The organism is Pseudomonas endophytica, assembly GCF_001411475.1.
GTDB classification, from domain to species: domain Bacteria; phylum Pseudomonadota; class Gammaproteobacteria; order Pseudomonadales; family Pseudomonadaceae; genus Aquipseudomonas; species Aquipseudomonas endophytica.
This window is the reverse complement of record NZ_LLWH01000209.1, coordinates 1-20,602: the sequence shown is the minus strand read 5'-3', so window position 1 is coordinate 20,602 and position 20,602 is coordinate 1. Positions and strand designations below refer to the sequence as shown.

21 protein-coding genes are annotated in these 20,602 nt (G+C 55.9%); 19 read left to right on the top strand and 2 right to left on the bottom strand.

Annotated features, from left to right (window positions below):
* Window positions 1-29: 29 nt before the first annotated feature.
* Window positions 30-464, top strand: coding sequence for a MarR family winged helix-turn-helix transcriptional regulator (locus AQS70_RS19400; RefSeq protein ID WP_055104364.1), 435 nt, complete (start codon window positions 30-32; stop codon window positions 462-464).
* A 94-nt stretch (window positions 465-558) separates the two neighbouring features.
* Window positions 559-1,185 carry a LysE family translocator gene (locus AQS70_RS19395; protein WP_055104363.1) on the top strand — a complete coding sequence of 209 codons (627 nt, stop codon included), beginning with the start codon at window positions 559-561 and terminating at the stop codon, window positions 1,183-1,185.
* 145 nt (window positions 1,186-1,330) lie between these two features.
* Here AQS70_RS19395 and uraH read toward each other — a convergent pair whose 3' ends face one another.
* Window positions 1,331-1,684, bottom strand: a complete 354-nt coding sequence (gene uraH / locus AQS70_RS19390) for a hydroxyisourate hydrolase (protein ID WP_055104362.1) — start codon at window positions 1,682-1,684, stop codon at window positions 1,331-1,333.
* Between the two features lie 377 nt (window positions 1,685-2,061).
* Between uraH and puuE the strand changes: the two genes are divergently transcribed.
* From puuE to AQS70_RS19340, 10 genes are all read left to right on the top strand, one after another.
* Window positions 2,062-2,991 carry an allantoinase PuuE gene (gene puuE, locus AQS70_RS19385; RefSeq protein ID WP_055104361.1) on the top strand — a complete coding sequence of 310 codons (930 nt, stop codon included), beginning with the start codon at window positions 2,062-2,064 and terminating at the stop codon, window positions 2,989-2,991.
* Complete coding sequence (gene uraD / locus AQS70_RS19380) at window positions 2,988-3,503, top strand: 2-oxo-4-hydroxy-4-carboxy-5-ureidoimidazoline decarboxylase (protein WP_055104360.1); 516 nt, start codon at window positions 2,988-2,990, stop codon at window positions 3,501-3,503. Before puuE ends, uraD begins: the two co-directional genes overlap by 4 nt.
* Before the next feature lie 61 nt (window positions 3,504-3,564).
* Window positions 3,565-4,560, top strand: coding sequence for an allantoicase (gene alc / locus AQS70_RS19375; protein WP_055104359.1), 996 nt, complete (start codon window positions 3,565-3,567; stop codon window positions 4,558-4,560).
* 118 nt (window positions 4,561-4,678) lie between these two features.
* Complete coding sequence (locus AQS70_RS19370) at window positions 4,679-5,182, top strand: ureidoglycolate lyase (protein WP_055104358.1); 504 nt, start codon at window positions 4,679-4,681, stop codon at window positions 5,180-5,182.
* Window positions 5,183-5,231: 49 nt separating this feature from the next.
* Window positions 5,232-6,524, top strand: coding sequence for a urate hydroxylase PuuD (locus AQS70_RS19365; RefSeq protein WP_055104357.1), 1,293 nt, complete (start codon window positions 5,232-5,234; stop codon window positions 6,522-6,524).
* Window positions 6,525-6,605: 81 nt separating this feature from the next.
* Window positions 6,606-7,871, top strand: a complete 1,266-nt coding sequence (locus AQS70_RS19360; RefSeq protein WP_055104356.1) for a nucleobase:cation symporter-2 family protein — start codon at window positions 6,606-6,608, stop codon at window positions 7,869-7,871.
* A 107-nt stretch (window positions 7,872-7,978) separates the two neighbouring features.
* Window positions 7,979-8,764, top strand: a complete 786-nt coding sequence (locus AQS70_RS19355; protein WP_055104355.1) for an outer membrane protein OmpK — start codon at window positions 7,979-7,981, stop codon at window positions 8,762-8,764.
* 324 nt (window positions 8,765-9,088) lie between these two features.
* Window positions 9,089-9,874, top strand: coding sequence for an outer membrane protein OmpK (locus tag AQS70_RS19350; RefSeq protein ID WP_055104354.1), 786 nt, complete (start codon window positions 9,089-9,091; stop codon window positions 9,872-9,874).
* Window positions 9,875-10,031: 157 nt separating this feature from the next.
* Entirely contained in the window at window positions 10,032-11,237 is a 1,206-nt protein-coding gene (locus AQS70_RS19345; protein ID WP_055104353.1) for an MFS transporter, read from the top strand.
* A gap of 100 nt (window positions 11,238-11,337) precedes the next feature.
* The gene (locus AQS70_RS19340) at window positions 11,338-11,943 is read left to right on the top strand and encodes a TetR/AcrR family transcriptional regulator (protein ID WP_055104352.1); all 606 of its coding nucleotides are present in this window, start codon (window positions 11,338-11,340) and stop codon (window positions 11,941-11,943) included.
* 64 nt (window positions 11,944-12,007) lie between these two features.
* Here AQS70_RS19340 and AQS70_RS19335 read toward each other — a convergent pair whose 3' ends face one another.
* Window positions 12,008-12,448: a GlcG/HbpS family heme-binding protein gene (locus tag AQS70_RS19335; protein WP_055104351.1), complete on the bottom strand. Its 441-nt coding sequence runs from the start codon at window positions 12,446-12,448 to the stop codon at window positions 12,008-12,010.
* A 268-nt stretch (window positions 12,449-12,716) separates the two neighbouring features.
* Here AQS70_RS19335 and gcl point away from each other — a divergent pair, with 268 nt between their 5' ends.
* From gcl to AQS70_RS19300, 7 genes are all read left to right on the top strand, one after another.
* Complete coding sequence (gcl, locus tag AQS70_RS19330; RefSeq protein ID WP_055104350.1) at window positions 12,717-14,492, top strand: glyoxylate carboligase; 1,776 nt, start codon at window positions 12,717-12,719, stop codon at window positions 14,490-14,492.
* A gap of 56 nt (window positions 14,493-14,548) precedes the next feature.
* Window positions 14,549-15,331 carry a hydroxypyruvate isomerase gene (hyi, locus tag AQS70_RS19325; RefSeq protein ID WP_055104349.1) on the top strand — a complete coding sequence of 261 codons (783 nt, stop codon included), beginning with the start codon at window positions 14,549-14,551 and terminating at the stop codon, window positions 15,329-15,331.
* Between the two features lie 86 nt (window positions 15,332-15,417).
* On the top strand, window positions 15,418-16,308 hold the full coding sequence (locus AQS70_RS19320) for a 2-hydroxy-3-oxopropionate reductase (RefSeq protein ID WP_055104348.1): 891 nt from the start codon (window positions 15,418-15,420) through the stop codon (window positions 16,306-16,308).
* A 91-nt stretch (window positions 16,309-16,399) separates the two neighbouring features.
* Window positions 16,400-17,290 (top strand): urea transporter, encoded by an 891-nt coding sequence (locus AQS70_RS19315; protein WP_055104347.1) that lies wholly within the window; start codon window positions 16,400-16,402, stop codon window positions 17,288-17,290.
* A 39-nt stretch (window positions 17,291-17,329) separates the two neighbouring features.
* Window positions 17,330-18,151 carry an ion transporter gene (locus tag AQS70_RS19310; protein ID WP_055104346.1) on the top strand — a complete coding sequence of 274 codons (822 nt, stop codon included), beginning with the start codon at window positions 17,330-17,332 and terminating at the stop codon, window positions 18,149-18,151.
* Between the two features lie 92 nt (window positions 18,152-18,243).
* Complete coding sequence (locus AQS70_RS19305; RefSeq protein ID WP_055104345.1) at window positions 18,244-19,245, top strand: sulfate ABC transporter substrate-binding protein; 1,002 nt, start codon at window positions 18,244-18,246, stop codon at window positions 19,243-19,245.
* A gap of 181 nt (window positions 19,246-19,426) precedes the next feature.
* The coding region (locus tag AQS70_RS19300) for a DNA topoisomerase (protein ID WP_241492869.1) at window positions 19,427-20,602 on the top strand (1,176 nt) is incomplete at its 3' end.

The following is a 20,602-nucleotide window of genomic DNA, read 5'->3' as shown; positions in this document are numbered from 1 at the left end:
ATTACTCCGCGCAGACTGGATACGTCAATATGCTTGACCTTAAAAACCCAATTTCCCAGCGTGCCGCCATGCAAGCATTCTTCTACGGCTACCAAGCCTTTACCGCCAAGGCCGACGAAATGCTGGCGCGGCGCGGCCTGAGCCGGGTGCATCAGCGCATTGTATTTTTCATCGCCCACCATCCAGGCGTCAGCATCACAGAGTTATTGAGTTTGCTGGGCGTGACCAAGCAAGCACTTAACACGCCGCTGCGCCAATTGATCGAAATGGACCTAGTGCGCAGCGTGGCGCCGGAGGCTGACAAACGTAAGCGGCTGTTGGAGCTAACCTCAGACGGCGCTCGCTTTGAGGCCAGCCTGCGCAATGAGCAAGTCAAACTGCTACAGCGGGTGTTCGCTCAAGCAGGCGAAGAAGCCGTCAACGGCTGGCTCACGATTAATGAAGCCCTAGGGCAAACACGCTAAAAATGAAAACAATACTTGCATTATTTGTATACAACCGCATAAATCAGCAGGTCCCCGGCACTGTATCGGGCAACGTGTATACATGGAGGAAGTGATGAGTCTCGACACTTGGCTGTTGTTCAGCAGCGCGGCATTAGTAGTAATCCTAATCCCGGGGCCGCTGTCGTTGCTGATGATCAGTAATAGCCTGAATTACGGCTTACGCCGTTCGTACCCTGCATTTTTAGGCGGCGTGATCGCCTCGATTTGCCTGCTAAGCGCCTCGGCACTGGGCCTGGGGGCATTGCTGCTGGCATCAGAGCAATTGTTCAGCGCCCTTAAAATTGTCGGCGCGCTGTATTTGTTCTATCTCGCTTGGCAAAGCTGGAAGCAATCGCGCCAGCCGGCAACCGTGGCCAAAGTACCCGAAGCTGCACCAAAACCGCGCTTTAGTGCGCTCTTTGGTCGCGCGTTCGTACTCGGCGCCAGCAACCCGAAAGACATTTTGTTCTTCGCCGCATTCTTGCCGCAGTTTTTAAACCCCGATCAACCTTTTCTCGGGCAACTGCTGGTGATGATCGCCACGTGGACCGTACTCGACCTGCTGTGCAAGCTGGCTTATGGGCTGGGTGCCCACGGCGCCGCAAACTACCTACGCAGCGGCAAAGGCCAGAGCTGGTTCAACCGCATCAGCGCGGGCCTGTTTGGCGTGGCGGGTACCGCGTCTTTGCTAAGCCGCTGACCCCCCTGCACTTTAGGAGCGAGCGTGCTCGCGATCTTTTTTAAACGATCAAAAGATCGCGAGCACGCTCGCTCCAACACCCAGGCAAAAAAAAGCCCGCAGTGTAAGCGGGCAAAACATCCACCACGATGCGCAGTTCTAACCCCTAACTCCCACGATACGTCGAGTAACTGTACGGCGAGATCAGCAAAGGAACATGGTAATGATCCTGCTCGGCGCTGATCCCGAAACGCAGAACCACTACATCCAAAAATGCCGGCTCGGGCAACGTCACACCCCGAGCGCGGTAGTAATCACCCGCCGCAAACTGCAACTGGTAAACCCCAGAACAATAGTCATCACCCTCAAGCAGCGGGGTGTCGCAACGCCCGTCACTGTTGGTCTGGCTGCTGGCCACCAACGTCAGTTGATTCCCTTCAACCCGGTACAACTCGACCTTGATCGAGCTGCCAGGACAGCCGTGTGCGGCATCTAAAACGTGCGTAGTCAAACGTCCCATTGATTCTGCGACCTCCCCCGACTCGATGAATAAATTCGGTCACTGGCCTTTTTTGAAACCGCTTAAGGACACAGCGAAGACAGGATTAAGACACTTTTTAAAAAAATTGTACACAATTAAATCGGCGTTTTTTCTCAGCGTGTCTAGCCTAGGCCCGACACGGTATCTGCACCGTAGACCGCGGCATTTGGACACCTCATATTCAAAAGCTGACTAATCAGGCAGGTTTTTTGCAAGTACCCAGACAGCACAAAGCATGGTAAAAATGCACAAATATAGGGTTACAAATACACAATTAAGTTGTATACAATCAGACCACAGCAGTGACGCCAAGTCTGCGCAGTCGACTGCCAACACCCACAATAAGGAAGACTGTAGTGAGCGCTGACTACCCACGCGACCTGATTGGTTACGGTCCCAACCCTCCTCATCCGCACTGGCCTAACAACGCCCGCATCGCCCTGTCTTTTGTGCTCAATTACGAAGAAGGCGGCGAGCGTAACGTTCTGCACGGTGATAAAGAATCAGAAGCCTTCCTCTCGGAAATGGTTTCTGCGCAACCGCTGCAAGGCGCACGCAACATGTGCATGGAGTCCTTGTACGAATACGGTAGCCGTGCAGGCGTGTGGCGCGTGCTAAAGCTGCTCAAGGAATTCGACATTCCCCTTACGGTGTTTGCAGTCGCCATGGCCGCGCAGCGTCATCCCGACGTGATCAAGCACATGGTTGCCGCCGGGCACGAGATTTGCAGCCACGGCTACCGCTGGATCGACTACCAGTACATGGATGAAGCGCTTGAGCGCGAGCACATGCTCGAAGCCATCCGCATCCTCACTGAAATCAGCGGCGAGCGCCCGCTAGGCTGGTACACCGGGCGCACCGGCCCCAATACCCGGCGACTGGTGATGGAAGAAGGCGGCTTTTTGTATGACTGCGACACCTATGACGACGACCTGCCTTACTGGGAACCGAACAACCCAACCCCCAAGCCACACCTGGTGATCCCTTACACACTGGACACCAATGACATGCGCTTCACCCAAGCGCAGGGCTTTAACACGGGCGAGCAGTTTTACCAGTACCTCAAGGACGCATTCGATGTGCTGTACGCCGAAGGCGCAGAGTCGCCGAAAATGCTATCAATCGGCCTGCATTGCCGCCTCATTGGCCGCCCTGCGCGTCTCGCTGCCCTCAAGCGCTTTATTGAATACGTCAAGGGTCACGAACAGGTCTGGTTCGCCCGTCGCGTGGACATCGCCCGACACTGGCAAGCCACTCACCCTTTTAATGCCGAGGCAGCCCAATGACTGACTTTAAGACTCTCAAGCCATCAGCCCTGAGCCGTGAAGCGTTTGTGGCGGCCTTTGCCGACATTTATGAACACTCGCCTTGGGTCGCTGAGAAGGCGTATGACCTCGGCCTGGATGCCAGCGTTGACCACGTCGAAACCCTGCATCAACGCATGAGTGACCTTTTATTGAGCGCCGATCACAGCCAACAATTGGCAGTGATCAACGCTCACCCGGACTTGGCTGGCAAAGCTGCCATCCAAGGCCAACTGACCGAAGCCAGCAGCAATGAACAAGCAGGTGCCGGTATTCACCAATGCTCGCCAGAAGAGTTCCAACGCTTCACCGAGCTGAACGAAGCTTACACAGCCAAGTTCAAGTTTCCCTTCATCATGGCGGTAAAAGGCAGCGACCGGCACCAGATCCTCGCCGCGTTCGAAACCCGCATCCACAACCCGGCAGATGCCGAGTTCAAATGCGCGTTGGCAGAAATCAACAAAATCGCCCTGTCCCGATTACTCCAGCTCTAAGCCGAACCGACACCTGTCGGTAACGCATCTCCAGCCACTTATTTAAAGGCAGACCAGAAGAATGAAAGCTTACGCCGTACCTTTCGAGAAGTTCGTTAACTTGGCCGACGCCCGTCTTGGGACCAAAATTATTTCGGTGACCGATGACTGGTTCGCAGACGCCAACCGCCTGTTTCAGCCGACCCCGGCCGTATGGAAGGAGGGCGTTTTCGATGACAACGGCAAGTGGATGGACGGCTGGGAGTCCCGTCGCAAGCGCTTTGAAGGCTATGACAGTGCAGTCATCCGCCTCGGCGTTCCGGGCTCGATCAAGGGCCTGGACATCGACACTTCATTCTTCACCGGTAACTTCCCGCCATCGGCCTCCCTTGAAGCCTGCTTTTTGGCCGAAGGTGAACCCACCGAAAACACCCAGTGGGTTGAAGTGCTGTCGGCCGTTGAGCTGCAAGGCAATAGCCATCACTACCACGAAATTCAGAATGATCAGGCATTCAGCCACCTGCGCTTCAATATCTACCCGGACGGCGGCGTAGCGCGTCTGCGTGTATACGGTGTGCCGTTCCGTGACTGGTCAGCCTTGGGCGACAACGAACAGGTCGACTTGGCCGCTGCACTCAACGGGGGCCGTGCCCTCGCCTGCTCCGATGAACACTTTGGGCGCATGAGTAACATCTTGAACCCAGGCCGCGGCATCAACATGGGCGACGGTTGGGAAACCGCACGTCGTCGCACGCCAGGCAACGACTGGGTCATCGTCGCGCTGGGGCATGCCGGTGAAGTTGAACAGATCGTCGTCGACACGCTGCACTTTAAAGGCAACTACCCGGACAGCTGCTCCATTCAGGGCGCATTCGTAAAAGGCGGCACCGATAGCCAAATCGAAACCCAGAGCTTGTTCTGGCGTGAATTACTGCCAAGCCAAAAGCTCGAGATGCACGCCGAGCATAGCTTCAGCGAGCAGCTCAAAGCCTTGGGCCCAATCACTCACATTCGTCTGAACCTGTTCCCGGACGGCGGTGTAAGCCGTCTGCGTGTATTGGGCAAGGTCGCCAAGTAACGTAAAACGCGTAGGAGCTGGCGGAGCCTGCGATCTTTCGAGGTTAAAAAACGCAGCCTTAACCCGCTCTACCCAAGCAAAACGAATACCTGACAGTCACGAGAAAAAGAAGACCAACATGCGCACATTACAGATTGAACCGCTGACCAAAGAAGCCTTCGCCCCGTTCGGTGACGTGATTGAAACCGATGGCAGCGACCACTTCATGATCAACAACGGTTCAACCATGCGCTTTCATCGTCTGGCCGAGGTCCAAACCGCCACCCCAGAGTGCAAGGCGATCATCAGCATCTTCCGCGCTGAAGCGATGGAGATGCCGTTCACCGTACGCATGTTGGAGCGCCATCCGCTGGGCAGCCAAGCTTTCATTCCGCTGCTCGGCAACCCCTTTCTGATCGTGGTCGCGCCACTTGGCGATGAACCTGTATCAGGCTTGGTCCGCGCCTTTGTCAGTAATGGCAGGCAGGGCATTAATTACCATCGCGGCGTCTGGCACCACCCGGTGCTGACGATCGAAAAGCGGGATGACTTCCTGGTGGTTGATCGCAGTGGTTCTGGTAACAACTGCGATGAGCATTTCTTAAAAGAGGATGAGTGGTTAGTCCTCGCCCCCCACCAATAAGAGAAGGTCTGTTCATTCATTCGTGAGTGACAGGCGAGAGGTCAAGACTGTGCAAGCACATTTAATGGAATGGCTGAATCTGGGTGTGCGCTGGATTCATATGATTACCGGCGTGGCCTGGATCGGCGCGTCGTTTTACTTTGTCTGGCTTGAGAACAACCTCAATCGAGCCAACCCCAAACAAGGCCTATCGGGCGACTTATGGGCCATCCACGGAGGCGGGATTTACCACCTCGAAAAATACAAATTGGCCCCACCGACCATGCCGGACAACCTGCACTGGTTCAAATGGGAAGCCTACTTCACTTGGATGTCAGGCATTGCCCTGCTGTGCTTGGTGTTTTACTTCAACCCCGCGCTGTATTTGATTGCTCCAGGCTCGAGCTTGAGCGGCCCTGAAGCGGTTGCCATCGGTATCGGCTCGTTGATTGCGGGCTGGTTTATCTACGATTTCCTGTGCGACTCCGCCTTGGGTAAACGCCCGGCGTTGCTGGGCTTTATCCTGTTTGTGCTGCTGGTGGTTGCCGCTTTTGCCCTGAGCAAAGTGTTCAGTGGCCGCGGTGCGTATCTGCATGTCGGTGCCATCATCGGCACCATCATGGTCGGTAACGTGTTCCGCATCATCATGCCCGCGCAGCGCGCGCTGGTAGCGGCCATTAAAGAAGGCAGTACGCCCGACCCGACATTACCAGCCAAAGGCTTGCTACGTTCACGCCATAACAACTACTTCACCCTGCCCGTGCTGTTCATCATGATCAGCAACCACTTCCCGAGCACCTATGGCAGCCAATACAACTGGCTGATCTTGGCCGGGATTGCCGTGCTCGCGGTGTTGGTGCGTCACTACTTCAATACCCGCCATGACAGCCATAAATATGCGTGGACCTTACCGGTCGCGGCATTGGGCATGATCTGCTTGGCGTATGTGACCGGGCCGAACCCAACCGCCACTGCACCGGCCGTGGCCAAGGTCATCAAATACCAACCCTTGCCGGAAACAGCCGTGGGTGGCGTAAAAGCAGCAGATGCCCCGCCAGCCGCGCCCGCTCCTGCCGCCCCTTCGGCACCGGCCATGGCGGACGTGGACTTCGAAAAAGTCCATGAGGTGATCCAAGAGCGCTGCACCGTCTGCCATTCCGCCTCACCGACCAGCCCACTGTTCAGCGCGGCCCCGGCTGGCGTCATGCTCGATACCGCACAGCAAATTCAGCAGATGGCACCGCGCATTCAAGCGCAAGCCATCGCCAGCCCGATCATGCCGCTGGGCAACATCACTCAGATGACCCAACAAGAACGTGATCTGGTCGGCGCTTGGATTAGCGCAGGAGCCCAAATTAATTGACCCTCACGGTGTGGCCACAGCCGTGGGTGGCCACACGTCTACACCCTTAGCTCACAACAATAAAAATGACCGAGGTGTTGCATGTCCGATTTAACCGAACCGCGCATACCCGCTATAACAGCGCCGCCGCCGATCCAGCGACTGCCGTTGTTACAATTAATTTTGGTCGGTTTACAGCACGTGCTGCTGATGTACGGGGGTGCAGTCGCCGTACCGCTGATCATCGGGCAAGCCGCCGGTCTGAGCCGTGAAGAGATCGCTTTTCTGATCAACGCCGACCTGTTGGTGGCCGGGGTGGCGACCATTGTCCAATCACTGGGCATCGGGCCAATGGGTATCCGCATGCCGGTCATGATGGGCGCCAGTTTTGCTGCGGTCGGCAGCATGGTGGCGATGGCTTGCGTCCCGCCTCTAGTCACTGGACCCGTGATCAGTTCTATCGGCCTGTCACGGTTTCCGGTGGCCGTAAACTGGGCCGGTGGCGGCAGCACCGCGGCCCAATTTGGCTCTCCCATTTACCTGTTTATCGCAGCCTTGGTGCTGGGCACCATTTTGCTGATCAACCGTTTTATGCGCGGCTTCTGGGTCAATGTCTCTGTATTGATCGGCATGGCGTTGGGTTACGTCTTGTGTGGTGCCATTGGCATGGTCAACCTTCAGGGCATCGACCTCGCCCCTTGGTTCCAGATCGTCACGCCCCTGCACTTCGGCATGCCTGAGTTCCACTTGGCGCCCATCCTTTCGATGTGTCTGGTGGTGGTGATCATTTTTGTCGAGTCCACCGGGATGTTTCTGGCGCTGGGCAAAATCACCGATCAAGAAGTGACTCCGCGCATGCTTCGACGCGGCTTGCTGTGTGATGCCGGCGCTTCATTCGTGGCGGGATTTTTCAACACATTCACACACTCGTCCTTTGCGCAAAATATCGGACTGGTGCAAATGACCGGGGTTCGCTGCCGCTCGGTGACGATCGTCGCGGGTATCTTCTTGATCGCCTTAAGCTTGCTGCCCAAGGCTGCTTTTCTAGTGGCCTCGATTCCGCCTGCGGTACTCGGCGGCGCGGCGATTGCGATGTTCGGGATGGTCGCTGCCACGGGGATTAAAATCTTGCAAGAAGCCGACATTGCCGACCGTCGCAATCAATTGCTGGTGGCCGTGAGTATCGGCATGGGTCTGATTCCGGTCGTGCGCCCAGAGTTCTTCGCGCATTTGCCTCTATGGATGGGCCCCATCACCCACAGCGGCATCGCCATGGCGGCCGTCAGCGCCGTGTCCCTGAACCTGCTGTTCAACGTGCTGGGCGGCCCCGAGCGCGCTGCCATGAGCGGTCACGTGCATCAGCACTGACCAACAACGCCCTCTTCCTGAGGGCTCTGCCTCTTATTGTTGCCGCTGCCCACGCATGAGGCAGCGCCAATAAGATTTCCAAAACAATAATAAAAAGGAAGTTTCCCATGCACTGCAAACACTGGGGCGCCATGCTCGCCGGTGGGATGTTGGCTGCCGGTCAAGTCGTGGCCGGTGATCTGTTTTTATGGCAAACCAACAGCCTTACCTATCTCTACGGTAAGAACTTCGCGATCAACCCTTCGATCCAGCAAACCGTCACCTTTGAACATGCCGACAAGTGGAAGTACGGCGATAACTTTCTGTTCGTCGACCGTATTTTTTATAACGGCAAACCCGACCCCAACAAAGGCCCGCATACCTATTACGGCGAGTTCAGCCCGCGTTTATCGTTCGGTAAGATCTTTGATCAAAAACTCGAATACGGCCCCATTAAGGACGTATTGCTGGCCATGACCTATGAATACGGCGAAGGCGATAGCGAGGCCTATTTAATTGGCCCGGGGTTTGATCTGGCCGTTCCTGGTTTTAACTACTTCACCCTCAACTTTTACCGCCGTCACACCGAAGGGCCGCGCCCTGGCACAGGGGTTTGGCAGATAACGCCGTCATTCTCTTACACGATCCCCTTAGGTCGTTCCAACCTGTTAATCGACGGCTATATCGACTGGGTGGTTGATAACGATCAGCGCTCACGCGGGTCCTATCACGCCAATTTGCACGTCAACCCACAGATCAAATATGACCTAGGCAAAGCGCTTAACTTGGGTGAAAAACAGCTGTATGTCGGTATTGAATACAGCTACTGGAAAAACAAATACGGCATTGAAAACAGCAGCCGTTTAGACACGAATCAAAACACCGCCAGTGCACTGATCAAAGTTCACTTTTAGGCCACCCCCCGCTTAGGTGATAACTGCGCGCTTGAGTCGTGGCCTCGGAGCCAGTATTCTCCGCGGCCGCTCACAGATGGGCGCTGTTTTAAAGCTGACTTTGAAGCCAACTTTACGTGTCTAAGCCGAGCGTTTACGGCCTGCATTAGTTTCCCACCAGTCAACTGTCTGAGGACAGTTGAGCGATGCTTGTTTGCCGTTAAACAAGGTGTGTACGCAGCAACGTTGAGCGCAAAGGCGCGCTTCAAAACAAAAGAACCAAGGCACCAAACAGAGTGCCGAGTTCTTATTTATGCAGCATTGATTAAATTTTGGAGCAACCGAATGAAGCGCACTCTTACCAGCCTGATGCTTGCGGGGAGCCTGCTGGGCGGTACAACGGCAGCCGCCGAAGACTTGTTGCAATGGCAAACCAACAGCCTGACGTACTTGTACGGCAAGGACTTTCAGGTCAACCCCAAGATTCAACAGACCCTAACCTTCGAGCATGCAGACAGCTGGAAATACGGCGATAACTTCATCTTCGTCGACCGTATTTTTTACAACGGCAAAAAAGACAGTAACCTCGGCCCAAACACGTATTACGGCGAAATCACCCCGCGCTTGTCATTCGGCAAAATCTTCGGCCAGACGTTTGAGTTCGGCCCCATCAAAGACGTGTTGCTGGCCCTGACGTATGAGTTTGGCGAAGGTGACTCCGACGCTTACTTGATCGGCCCAGGGTTCGACCTGAATGTTCCAGGCTTTGACTTCTTCCAACTGAACTTCTACAAACGCTACCCAGAAGGCAATCGAGCGGGCCGTGGCGTTTGGCAAATCACGCCAGTGTGGTCTTACACCTTGCCTGTCGGTCAATCGGATCTGGTCATCGACGGCTACATGGACTGGGTGGTCGACAACGATCAAAACTCGCGCGGCACGTATCACGCCAACCTGCACTTCAACCCACAGATCAAATATGACTTGGGCAAAGCCTTGAACTGGAGCGCGAAACAGCTGTACGTGGGTATCGAATACGACTACTGGAAAAACAAATACGGCATCGAAGACAGCGGTTCTTTCAAAACTACTCAGGACACCGCAAGCCTGTTGGTCAAGTACCACTTCTGATAAACCCACCTCGGCCGTAGCCTCAAAATTGGCCGAGGTGCATGCCACAACCACGCCGATTGCTCGTCTTTATTTGACATACGCGGCGCATGCGTATATTTCTACCTACGCCGTGTATGTAAGTACACATTTCTAACTGCAGCGTCTCGGAGCCTGTATGGCCAACCCTTATCGCGAGATTTTCAGCGCCCCCGGCAGCAAGGCGTTTTGTGCCGCCGGCCTGATGGCCCGCATGCCGATTTCCATGGCGGGTATTGGCATCATCACCATGCTCTCGCAGTTACAGGGTTCGTATTGGTTGGCGGGCGCTGTGGCGGCCACCTTCGCCCTAGCGATTGCGCTGTTCGCGCCTCAAATCTCCCGTGCTGTCGACCGCTATGGTCAAAGCCGCGTGTTGCCCGGTGTCGCCGCCGTCGGCGTCTGCGCCATGCTGGCGTTACTGCTGTGCAGTTACCTGAACGCTCCCGATTGGACGCTATTTGTGTGCGCCGCCTTAGCGGGCTGTATGCCCAGCATGCCGGCGATGGTGCGCGCTCGCTGGAGCGAGCTGTATCGCGGCTCGCCCAAACTGCATACCGCCTTCGCCTTTGAATCGGTACTCGACGAAGTCTGTTTTATCGTCGGCCCGCCTATTTCAGTGGGTCTCAGTGTTGCCCTGTTCCCTCAAGCCGGACCGCTCGCCGCCGCTATTTTTCTGGCCGTAGGCGTGAGCGCCTTTGTGCTGCAACGTAAAACCGAACCACCGGTTCACCCTCGCAGCTTGGACAACAATGGCACGGTCCTGCGTCAAGGCGCGGTCACCGTCTTGATGATGGCACTGATCGGGTTAGGCACCATTGTCGGTACCGTTGACGTGGTCAGCGTGGCCTTTGCCCAGCATCAAGGCCAACCCGCGGCAGCGAGCATTGTGTTATCGGTTTACGCCTTAGGCTCCTGCTTGGCAGGGCTGGTATTCGGTACCCTTAAACTTAAAACGCCATTGCCTAAATTGTTCTTGCTCGGTGCGCTGGCGACGGCCATGACCATGGTGCCGCTGATGTGGGCTAACAGCATCTTCACCTTGTCAGCTGCCATGTTTGTTGCAGGATTGTTCTTCGCGCCAACCCTGATTACCGCTATGGCGCTGGTCGAAAACGTCGTCGCACCGGCCAAGCTGACTGAGGGCCTGACGTGGATGATTACCGGGTTGGGTATGGGGGTTGCCCTTGGCGCCGTCATCGGAGGCTGGGTCATTGATGCCTACGGAGCACCGGCAGGTTTCAGGGTGTCTCTTGTAGCAGGATTGTGCATGCTGCTGTTTGCCGTCGCGGGCTATCGTCTGTTGCAAAACAGCACCGTTCGCCCCGCTAATGCGCTGGCTTAGCAGCCAGTGCACGAACCCCTGCTACCCGTCATCTTGAGCCGTTTGCAGGCCCGGTGCTACCATGCCAGACCGCAAAAACAGGCAAGGAATTACCGGGTTTATGAGTCGTATCCGCGAGCACAACAAAGAACTGATTTTGCGAGCCGCCAGCGAAGAGTTCGCTGACAAAGGTTTCGCCGCCAGCAAAACCAGCGACATTGCGGCCAAGGCGGGCGTCCCCAAGCCCAACGTCTACTACTACTTCAAGTCCAAAGAGAACCTGTACCGCGAAGTGCTCGAAAGCATTATCGAGCCGATACTGCGCGTGTCGACCCCGTTCAACGCTGACGGCGAGCCAAACGAGGTGCTGAGCAACTACATCCGCTCCAAGATCCTTATCTCCCGTGAACTGCCGTTTGCCTCAAAAGTCTTCGCCAGCGAAATCATGCACGGCGCCCCGCACCTGAGTGAGAAACAAGTCGAACTGCTGAATGACCAGGCCAAACACAACATCGCCTGCATCCAGACTTGGATCGACCGTGGGCAAATCGCCCCGATTGATCCGCACCACCTGATGTTCAGCATCTGGGCCGCGACCCAAACCTACGCTGACTTTGACTGGCAAATATCCGCGGTCACCGGCAAGGCCAAACTTGACGACAGTGACTACGAGGCCGCGACCCAGACCATTATTCGGCTGGTACTCAAAGGCTGCGCGCCGGGTTAAAGCAACGCCCTCACCGCTCATTAAAGAAGGTTTTGGCGAGGGGCTTTTGCTTCACTTTTGAAACCTACACCGCCACCCCGGTATCGGCCTGCAACCCTTGCGCTTCTACCGCGCTGATTGCGCATTGCTCATCGATGTCTGAGGTATCGCCGCTGATGCCGATCGCACCCAGTACGTGGCCGTGATCATCACGGATCAGCACCCCACCCGGCACCGGCACAATGTCGCCCTGCCCCATCCCGTTAAGCGCTGCGAAAAACGTGGGCCGCTGTTGCGCTTCCAGCGCCAGCAAACGTGAGCCCTTGCCCAAAGCAATCGCCCCCCAGGCTTTGCCAATGGCGATAGCAGGCCGCAACAGGCTTGCACCATCTTCACGCTGCAAGGCCAATAGATGCCCGCCTGAATCGAGCACCGCGACCGTCAGTGGGGACGCGCTGATAGCACGACCCGCACTCAGCGCTTGCGCAGTGAGGTTTAAAGCGACTTTCAAGGTTAAAGCACTCATGGTTGCCGTCCTTCTTTTGTTATTGGAAAGCCTTGCACGCGCCAATTTCAGGCGAGTTTTATCACAACAATAGAACACAAAAATTACGTATTTTGTATACAATTTTAAGGTTAAAAATAAATAAAAATCCCCTATCCCCCCCGAATACTGGATCTAGACCGCTTAGTCATAGATTGAACAAAACCCATTGACCTACAAGCCAGTCCATGAATACACTCGCATCACTAGCCACTTGTATACAATTATAAAACGTAAGAGGCACAATCGTATGAGCAAAATGAGAGCAATCGAAGCCGCCGTTTTGGTGATGCGCCGTGAGGGTGTCGACACCGCCTTTGGTATTCCGGGCGCCGCCATCAACCCGTTGTATTCAGCCTTGCAAAAAGTGGGCGGCATCGATCATGTCCTTGCTCGCCACGTAGAAGGCGCCTCGCACATGGCCGAGGGCTATACCCGCACCAAAGCCGGCAACATTGGTGTGTGCATCGGCACTTCTGGCCCTGCGGGCACGGACATGGTGACCGGGCTTTACAGCGCTTCGGCCGACTCGATCCCGATTCTGTGCATCACCGGCCAAGCCCCTCGGGCGCGGATGCATAAAGAAGACTTCCAAGCGGTCGATATCACCAGCATCGTCAAACCCGTGACCAAGTGGGCGACCACCGTGCTTGAGCCGGGCCAAGTGCCATACGCCTTCCAAAAAGCTTTTTACGAAATGCGCTCCGGGCGCCCAGGCCCTGTGCTGATTGACCTGCCATTTGATGTGCAAATGGCTGAAATCGAATTCGACATCGACGCCTACCAACCGCTGCCACTGGCCAAACCTGCGGCGACCCGCGTGCAGGCCGAAAAAGCTTTGGCCATGCTCGATAAAGCGCAACGCCCACTGCTGGTGAGTGGCGGCGGGGTGATTAACGCTGACGCCAGCGAGTTGCTGGTCGAATTTGCAGAGCTAACCGGCATTCCGGTGATCCCAACGCTTATGGGCTGGGGCACCATCCCTGACGATCACCCGCTGATGGTGGGGATGGTTGGCCTACAAACTTCGCACCGCTATGGTAATGCCACGCTGCTTAAGTCCGACGTGGTACTGGGCATCGGCAACCGCTGGGCCAACCGCCATACCGGCTCGGTCGAGGTCTATACCGAAGGCCGTACTTTTATCCACGTCGATATCGAACCGACGCAAATCGGTCGCGTGTTCACCCCGGATTTAGGCATCGTTTCCGACGCCGGTTCTGCGCTCAAGGTGTTGCTGGAAGTGGCCCGTGAATGGAAAGCCGCTGGCAAGCTCAAAGACCGCAGCGCATGGCTGCAAGACTGCCAACAACGCAAAGCCAGCCTGCATCGCAAGACCCATTTCGACTCAGTACCGGTCAAACCGCAACGCGTGTACCAAGAGATGAACCAAGTGTTTGGCAAAGACACGTGCTACGTCAGCACCATTGGTTTATCGCAGATTGCCGGTGCGCAGTTCCTGCACGTGTATAAGCCACGGCATTGGATCAACTGTGGCCAAGCCGGGCCTCTGGGCTGGACCATTCCAGCGGCGCTGGGCGTGGTCAAGGCTGACCCGAACCGTAATGTAGTGGCCCTGTCGGGCGACTATGATTTCCAGTTCATGATCGAAGAGCTGGCCGTGGGCGCGCAATTCAACCTGCCGTACATTCATGTGGTCGTTAACAACTCCTACCTTGGCTTGATCCGTCAGGCTCAGCGTGGATTCGAAATGGACTACTGCGTGCAGTTGTCTTTCGACAACCTCAACGCCCCAGAACTTAACGGTTACGGCGTTGACCACATCGCGGTTGCTGAAGGTCTGGGCTGTAAAGCGCTACGGGTGTTCCAACCGGATCAAATTCAACCAGCGCTGCGCAAAGCACAAGACATGCTCAAAGAATTCCGCGTACCGGTGGTGGTGGAGATTATTCTGGAGCGCGTGACCAATATCTCAATGGGCACCGAGATCAACGCCATCAATGAATTTGAAGATCTGGCGCTGGTGGGCAACGATGCACCGACCGCTATTTCAATGCTCGATTAACGTTAAAGCCCTCCCCCTCTGCCATTAGGCAGGGGGCTCGAAAGCAGGAGTTCACCATGCCGCGTTTTGCCGCCAACCTGTCCATGCTGTTCACCGAACAGGATTTCCTTGTCCGTTTCCAAGCGGCTGCCAACGCTGGCTTCCACGGCGTTGAATACTTGTTTCCTTACGACTACAGCGCTGAAGAAATCAAAACCCATCTAGATGCCAACAAACTGACTCAGGTGTTATTCAACCTGCCTGCTGGTGATTGGGCCAAAGGGGAACGTGGCATTGCTTGCCACCCCGACCGGGTCGAAGAATTCCACGCGGGGGTCGACCAAGCCATCGCCTACGCCAAAGTCCTGGGCAATGACCAAATCAACTGCTTGGCCGGGATACGCCCACAAGGCGTTGACGATGCCACAGTCGAAAAAACCTTCATCAGCAACCTTCGCTACGCGGCTGACAAACTGCAAGCGGTGGGTATCAAGCTGGTGATGGAAGCCATCAACACCCGCGATATTCCAGGCTTTTACCTGAACAACACCCAGCAGGCGCTGGCGATTCAGGACAAAGTTGGTAGTGCCAATTTGTATTTGCAATACGACATCTACCACATGCAAATCATGGAAGGCGACTTGGCGCGCACACTGCAAACGCACCTGCCGCAGATCAACCACGTTCAATTGGCTGACAACCCTGGTCGCCATGAGCCGGGCACAGGCGAGATCAACTATCGCTTCCTGTTCGAGCATCTGGACAGCATTGGCTATGACGGCTGGGTGGGTTGCGAATACAAGCCGCTGACCAGCACCGAAGCTGGGCTGGGATGGCTCAAAACCCACAACGCTGTGTAAGAAACTACTGTAGGCGCGAGCTTGCTCGCGATCTTTTAAACGATCAAAACGCGCGCCTAGAATCAATAAAAACAAGAGGATTTGTCATGGCTAACATCGGATTCATCGGCACCGGAATCATGGGCTCACCCATGGCCAGCAACCTGCAAAAAGCCGGTCATCAGCTGTTCTTATCCACCCATCATGGTGCGGCTCCGGCCGACCTGTTGGCGGCGGGCGCTGTTGCATTAGCCAGCCCTAAAGAAGTTGCCCAAGAAGCCGAATTCATCATCGTTATGGTGCCAGACACCCCACAGGTCGAAGACGTGCTGTTTCGCGAGGACGGTATCGCGGCGGGCCTGAGCCCGAATAAAGTGGTGATCGACATGAGCTCGATCTCCCCAAGCGCCACCAAAGCCTTCGCTGAAAAAATCAACGCCAAAGACGCCTACTACTTAGACGCGCCGGTGTCCGGCGGTGAAGTCGGGGCCAAGGCTGGCACGCTGAGCATTATGGTCGGTGGCGACGAGAAAACCTTTGAACGCGCCCTGCCCCTGCTGCAAAGCATGGGCAAAAACATCACGCTGGTCGGTGGCAACGGCGATGGCCAGACCGCCAAAGTCGCGAATCAGATTATCGTGGCACTGAACATTCAGGCCGTGGCCGAAGCCCTGGTATTTGCCGCCAAAAACGGTGCAGACCCGGCCAAGGTTCGCGAAGCCCTGATGGGCGGTTTCGCCTCGTCGAAAATCCTCGAAGTGCATGGCGAACGCATGATCAAAGGCACCTTCGACCCAGGTTTCCGCATCAGCCTGCACCAAAAAGACCTCAACCTAGCACTGGCAGGCGCTCGTGAGTTGGGGATCAACCTGCCTAACACCGCCAACGCGCAACAAGTCTTCAGCACCTGCGCAGCGCTTGGCGGCAGTAACTGGGACCACTCCGGGCTGATCAAAGGTCTGGAACACATGGCCAACTTCTCTATCCGCGACAAATAACTACTAGCGATCCCACCCACCGTAGGCGCGGCCGCAGATCTCTGCAGCGCCTACGGGGCATTCGCTCATCCCCAAGAAAGTTGATCGCGCCATGAATCATTGCCCAGATTGGGCCACTGCCCTGTGCAATGGCTTCAGCCAGATCTTCCTGCAACGTCACCCTTTATGTGGTGTCCTGTGCCTACTGGCCATTTTGATCAGCAACCCCACGCTGCTCGGCGGCGCTTTACTGGGCGCGGTTGCAGGGTTGTTGACCGCGCAGCGGCGTGGCTATGAAAAGTCTCAACGCCAAGCCGGACTCTACAGTTACAACGGCGTCCTACTGGGGCTATTACTGAGCCATCAACTGGCGTGGTCGGCCCTCTTGCCACTGCTGATCATCGCCAGCGCCGGCTTCAGCAGCCTGTTGGTTCATCAATGGCTCAAACGAATCACTCAACCTTACGGGCTGATGCTCTACACCGCACCGTTTGTGGGGCTGGGCTGGTTGTTGCTCGGCCTGCACCCAGCGCCTGAGCCGGTGATTGAACTGCACACCGTCAACGCGTTAACCCTCGCGCAAGCGCTCTTTAAAGGCGTCGGTCAGGTCATGCTGCTAAACCATTCGCTCGCCGGGCTGCTGATTGTTATCGGCCTGTGCTTAAGCCACTGGCGCTCGGCGGTTTGGGTAGTGATCGGCTCACTTGCAGGGCTTGCCTGGAGTCTCTATCAACAAGACGTAGGGACTGCACTCAGCGGGCTTGGAGGCTACAACACGGCGTTAACGGCATTGGCCTTAAGCCTACAAACGCGACGCCTGTGGCTGCCATTGATCGGTATCGTCGTGACCTTGCTGCTCACACCCGCGATTAGCGCATTAGGGCTGCCTCTTTTAACCGCTCCCTTTGTGCTCAGTTGCTGGCTGGTCAGTAGCGGTGTGCGGTTGTTGAGCCGCAAAAGCGTCGAAACCAAAGCGCAAAGCAGGTTGCGCATCGAGCGCTAATACCCGAATCTTCTGACTTTTGGGTATCGAGCAACTTACATGAATAATCAGGATTGGCGTCAGCGCCTGTACGTGATGGTCTTTCAGTCCGACACACCGGCCGGGCGTCGCTTCGATACCACATTGCTGCTGATCATCATGACGAGTCTGGTGGTGGTGGTCCTCGACAGCATCAACAGCATTCATATCCGGTACGGCAACCTGCTCGCGGCTATCGAATGGGGCTTCACCTTCATATTTGCCGTCGAATACGCCCTGCGCTTGTACTGCTCACCCAAGCCCCTGCGTTACGCTCTCAGCTTTTATGGGCTGGTGGACTTGCTGGCCATTGTGCCGGGGATTTTGGCGATCTATTACAGCGACGCGCAGTACCTGCTGATTATTCGGGTGATCCGCATGCTGCGTATTTTCCGAATCCTAAAGCTGGTGCCGTACTTGAGCCAGGCTAACTACCTGCTTTCAGCGTTGCGCGGCAGCAAACAGAAAATCATCGTATTTTTGCTCGGAGTCTCCACCTTGGTCACCGTGTTCGGCACGTTGATGTACGTGGTCGAAGGCCCCGAGCACGGCTTTACCAGCATCCCGGTCAGTATCTATTGGGCCATTGTGACCCTGACCACCGTGGGGTATGGCGACATCGTGCCCATCACCGTACCCGGCCAAGTCATTTCGGCCATGGTGATGATCACGGGTTATTCGATCATTGCCGTACCCACCGGAATTTTCACCGCCGAGCTGGCCAACGCCATGCGCGGCGAACAGCTCAAACACACGTGCTCAACCTGCAAGAAAAGCCAGCACGAAGCTTCAGCCTCTTTTTGTTCGCAATGTGGTAACGCGCTATTCGTCAAAAACGTATAACCAAAGTGCTTTTTAATCTTTTAAGGACTATGCGACACCCGCTATAGTCGATGGCAAATGGCCCCTATTGCCCCTATAACAAGGAACACGCAGTGAAAAAACTCTTTAGCGCTTCCGTCTTGGCCGCCGGCCTGGCCCTCAGCAGCCTCGCGCACGCCGCCAATCCTCCGTTGCTGAACGTGTCTTACGACGTGATGCGCGACTTCTATAAAGACTACAACCCGGCCTTCCAAAAGCATTGGGAAAAAGAGCAGGGCGAAAAGCAAACTGTGCAAATGTCCTTCGGGGGCTCGAGCAAACAAGCGCGCGCCGTGATCGACGGCCTCAAAGCTGACGTGATCACCATGAACATGGCCACCGACATCAACGCCCTCGCCGACCACGGCAAACTGGTGCCAGAAAACTGGGTCACCCGCCTACCGGACAACAGCGCACCGTTCACCTCAGCCACCGTATTTATCGTGCGCAAAGGCAACCCTAAAGCCCTGAAGGACTGGCCTGATCTGCTTAAAGACGGCGTGCAAGTGATCGTCCCTAACCCGAAAACCTCGGGCAACGGCCGCTACACCTTCCTCTCTGCATGGGGCTATAAACTCAAACATGGTGCGGACGAAGCTGAAGCCCGCGACTTTGTCGGCAAATTGTTTAAGCAAGCGCCTGTGCTAGACACTGGCGGCCGTGCAGCCACCACCACCTTTATGACTAACCAGATTGGCGACGTGCTGGTGACCTTCGAAAACGAAGCAGAAATGATTGCTCGCGAGTTTGGTCGTGACCAGTTCGAAGTCATCTACCCAAGCGTATCCGCTGAAGCTGAGCCGCCAGTGACTGTGGTCGATAAAGTCGTCGACAAAAAGGGCACGCGTGCAGTGGCTGAGGAATACCTGAAATACCTCTGGTCGCCAGAAGGCCAAGAAATTGCTGCCAAGAACTACCTGCGCCCACGCAATGAAAAGGTTTTGGCCCAGTACAACGATCGCTTCCCGAAAGTCGACTTCCTCTCGGTTGAGAAAACCTTCGGCGACTGGCGTGAAGTGCAGAAAAAATACTTCAGCGACGGCGGTGTGTTTGATCAGATTTACACCGTTCAATAAGCCTTAGTCCCGTAAGAGCAAGCTTGCTCGCGATCTTTTGATTTTTAAAAGGTCGCGAGGCAAGCTCATCGACACGTCCAACAACATAACCTGTACAAAAACACAGTAAAAACTGTTGCCCTCTTTGCATTCTCTGCTCATGCTGTGCACCTTCTGGGCAACCTGATGAATGAGCGGAGCTATGCGGCTGTTTTTGTGTGAAAAACCTTCCCAAGCCAAAGATATTGCTGCGGTGCTCGGTGCAAGCCGACGCGGTGATGGCTGCTGGGTAGGGCCTAATGCAACCGTAACCTGGTGTATTGGCCACTTGCTCGAAACCGCTCCGCCAGACGCTTACGACGAGCGTTACAAACGCTGGGTGCTGGCCGACCTGCCGATCATTCCTGATAAATGGAAGATGCGGGTCAAGCCCAAAACCGCCAGCCAATTCAAAGCCGTCAAACGCTTGCTCGGTGAGGCCAGTGAACTGGTGATTGCCACCGATGCCGACCGCGAAGGCGAAATGATCGCCCGGGAACTGGTCGAGCATTGCCGGTACCGTGGGTCGATCCAGCGTCTATGGTTGTCTGCACTGGACGACGCGTCTATTCGCAAGGCGCTGGCGGCCCTCAAGCCTGGCAGCGAGACCTTCAACCTGTACCACAGCGCATTGGGCCGCTCGCGGGCCGACTGGCTCATCGGCATGAACATGAGCCGTTTGTTTACCCTGCTGGGGCGCCAGTCTGGCTACCAAGGCGTGCTGCCGGTCGGCCGGGTGCAAACCCCTACCCTGCGACTGGTTGTCGACCGCGACCGCAGCATCAGCGACTTCGTGCCCATCGCGTATTGGGCGATTGACGTGCAACTTAATCACAACCAACACCTGTTCACGGCCCAATGGCGGGCCGACCCGCAGACCTGCGACGATCAAGACCGTTGTCTCAATCAGGCCCACGCCCAACAAGCAGCGGCTGCAATTCAACAGGCCGGCCATGCGCGGGTCAACAAGCTGCACACAGAACGCATGCGCGAGGTCGCGCCCTTGCCTTTCGACCTCGGCACCTTGCAAGAAGTGTGTTCAAAAAAACTCGGTCTTGGTGCGCAAGAAACCCTCGACGTCGCCCAAGCGCTCTACGAAACCTACAAGGTCGTGACCTACCCGCGCAGCGATTGCGGCTACTTACCCCTCAGCCAGCATAGCGAGGCCGCCTCAATTTTGGCCGCATTGCGCCAAGCCGATCCAAGCCTTGCGCCTCTGGCTGAATACCTTGAGCCAAAACGCCGTTCACGAGCGTGGAACGATGCCAAAGTCAGTGCCCACCACGGCATCATCCCTACCGCCGCCGCAAAAAACCTTGAGCGCCTGAGCGGCAAGCAC

What these genes read in the sequence shown, in the direction of transcription:
- AQS70_RS19345 (WP_055104353.1), top strand. Translation starts at nt 10,032, where the DNA reads ATGGCCAACCCTTATCGCGAGATTTTCAGCGCCCCCGGCAGCAAGGCG.
- AQS70_RS19310 (WP_055104346.1), top strand. Translation starts at nt 17,330, where the DNA reads ATGAATAATCAGGATTGGCGTCAGCGCCTGTACGTGATGGTCTTTCAG.
- AQS70_RS19315 (WP_055104347.1), top strand. Translation starts at nt 16,400, where the DNA reads ATGAATCATTGCCCAGATTGGGCCACTGCCCTGTGCAATGGCTTCAGC.
- AQS70_RS19350 (WP_055104354.1), top strand. Translation starts at nt 9,089, where the DNA reads ATGAAGCGCACTCTTACCAGCCTGATGCTTGCGGGGAGCCTGCTGGGC.
- AQS70_RS19355 (WP_055104355.1), top strand. Translation starts at nt 7,979, where the DNA reads ATGCACTGCAAACACTGGGGCGCCATGCTCGCCGGTGGGATGTTGGCT.
- uraD (WP_055104360.1), top strand. Translation starts at nt 2,988, where the DNA reads ATGACTGACTTTAAGACTCTCAAGCCATCAGCCCTGAGCCGTGAAGCG.
- AQS70_RS19340 (WP_055104352.1), top strand. Translation starts at nt 11,338, where the DNA reads ATGAGTCGTATCCGCGAGCACAACAAAGAACTGATTTTGCGAGCCGCC.
- hyi (WP_055104349.1), top strand. Translation starts at nt 14,549, where the DNA reads ATGCCGCGTTTTGCCGCCAACCTGTCCATGCTGTTCACCGAACAGGAT.
- AQS70_RS19400 (WP_055104364.1), top strand. Translation starts at nt 30, where the DNA reads ATGCTTGACCTTAAAAACCCAATTTCCCAGCGTGCCGCCATGCAAGCA.
- AQS70_RS19320 (WP_055104348.1), top strand. Translation starts at nt 15,418, where the DNA reads ATGGCTAACATCGGATTCATCGGCACCGGAATCATGGGCTCACCCATG.
- AQS70_RS19370 (WP_055104358.1), top strand. Translation starts at nt 4,679, where the DNA reads ATGCGCACATTACAGATTGAACCGCTGACCAAAGAAGCCTTCGCCCCG.
- uraH (WP_055104362.1), bottom strand. Translation starts at nt 1,684, where the DNA reads ATGGGACGTTTGACTACGCACGTTTTAGATGCCGCACACGGCTGTCCT.
- gcl (WP_055104350.1), top strand. Translation starts at nt 12,717, where the DNA reads ATGAGCAAAATGAGAGCAATCGAAGCCGCCGTTTTGGTGATGCGCCGT.
- AQS70_RS19335 (WP_055104351.1), bottom strand. Translation starts at nt 12,448, where the DNA reads ATGAGTGCTTTAACCTTGAAAGTCGCTTTAAACCTCACTGCGCAAGCG.
- AQS70_RS19360 (WP_055104356.1), top strand. Translation starts at nt 6,606, where the DNA reads ATGTCCGATTTAACCGAACCGCGCATACCCGCTATAACAGCGCCGCCG.
- alc (WP_055104359.1), top strand. Translation starts at nt 3,565, where the DNA reads ATGAAAGCTTACGCCGTACCTTTCGAGAAGTTCGTTAACTTGGCCGAC.
- AQS70_RS19395 (WP_055104363.1), top strand. Translation starts at nt 559, where the DNA reads ATGAGTCTCGACACTTGGCTGTTGTTCAGCAGCGCGGCATTAGTAGTA.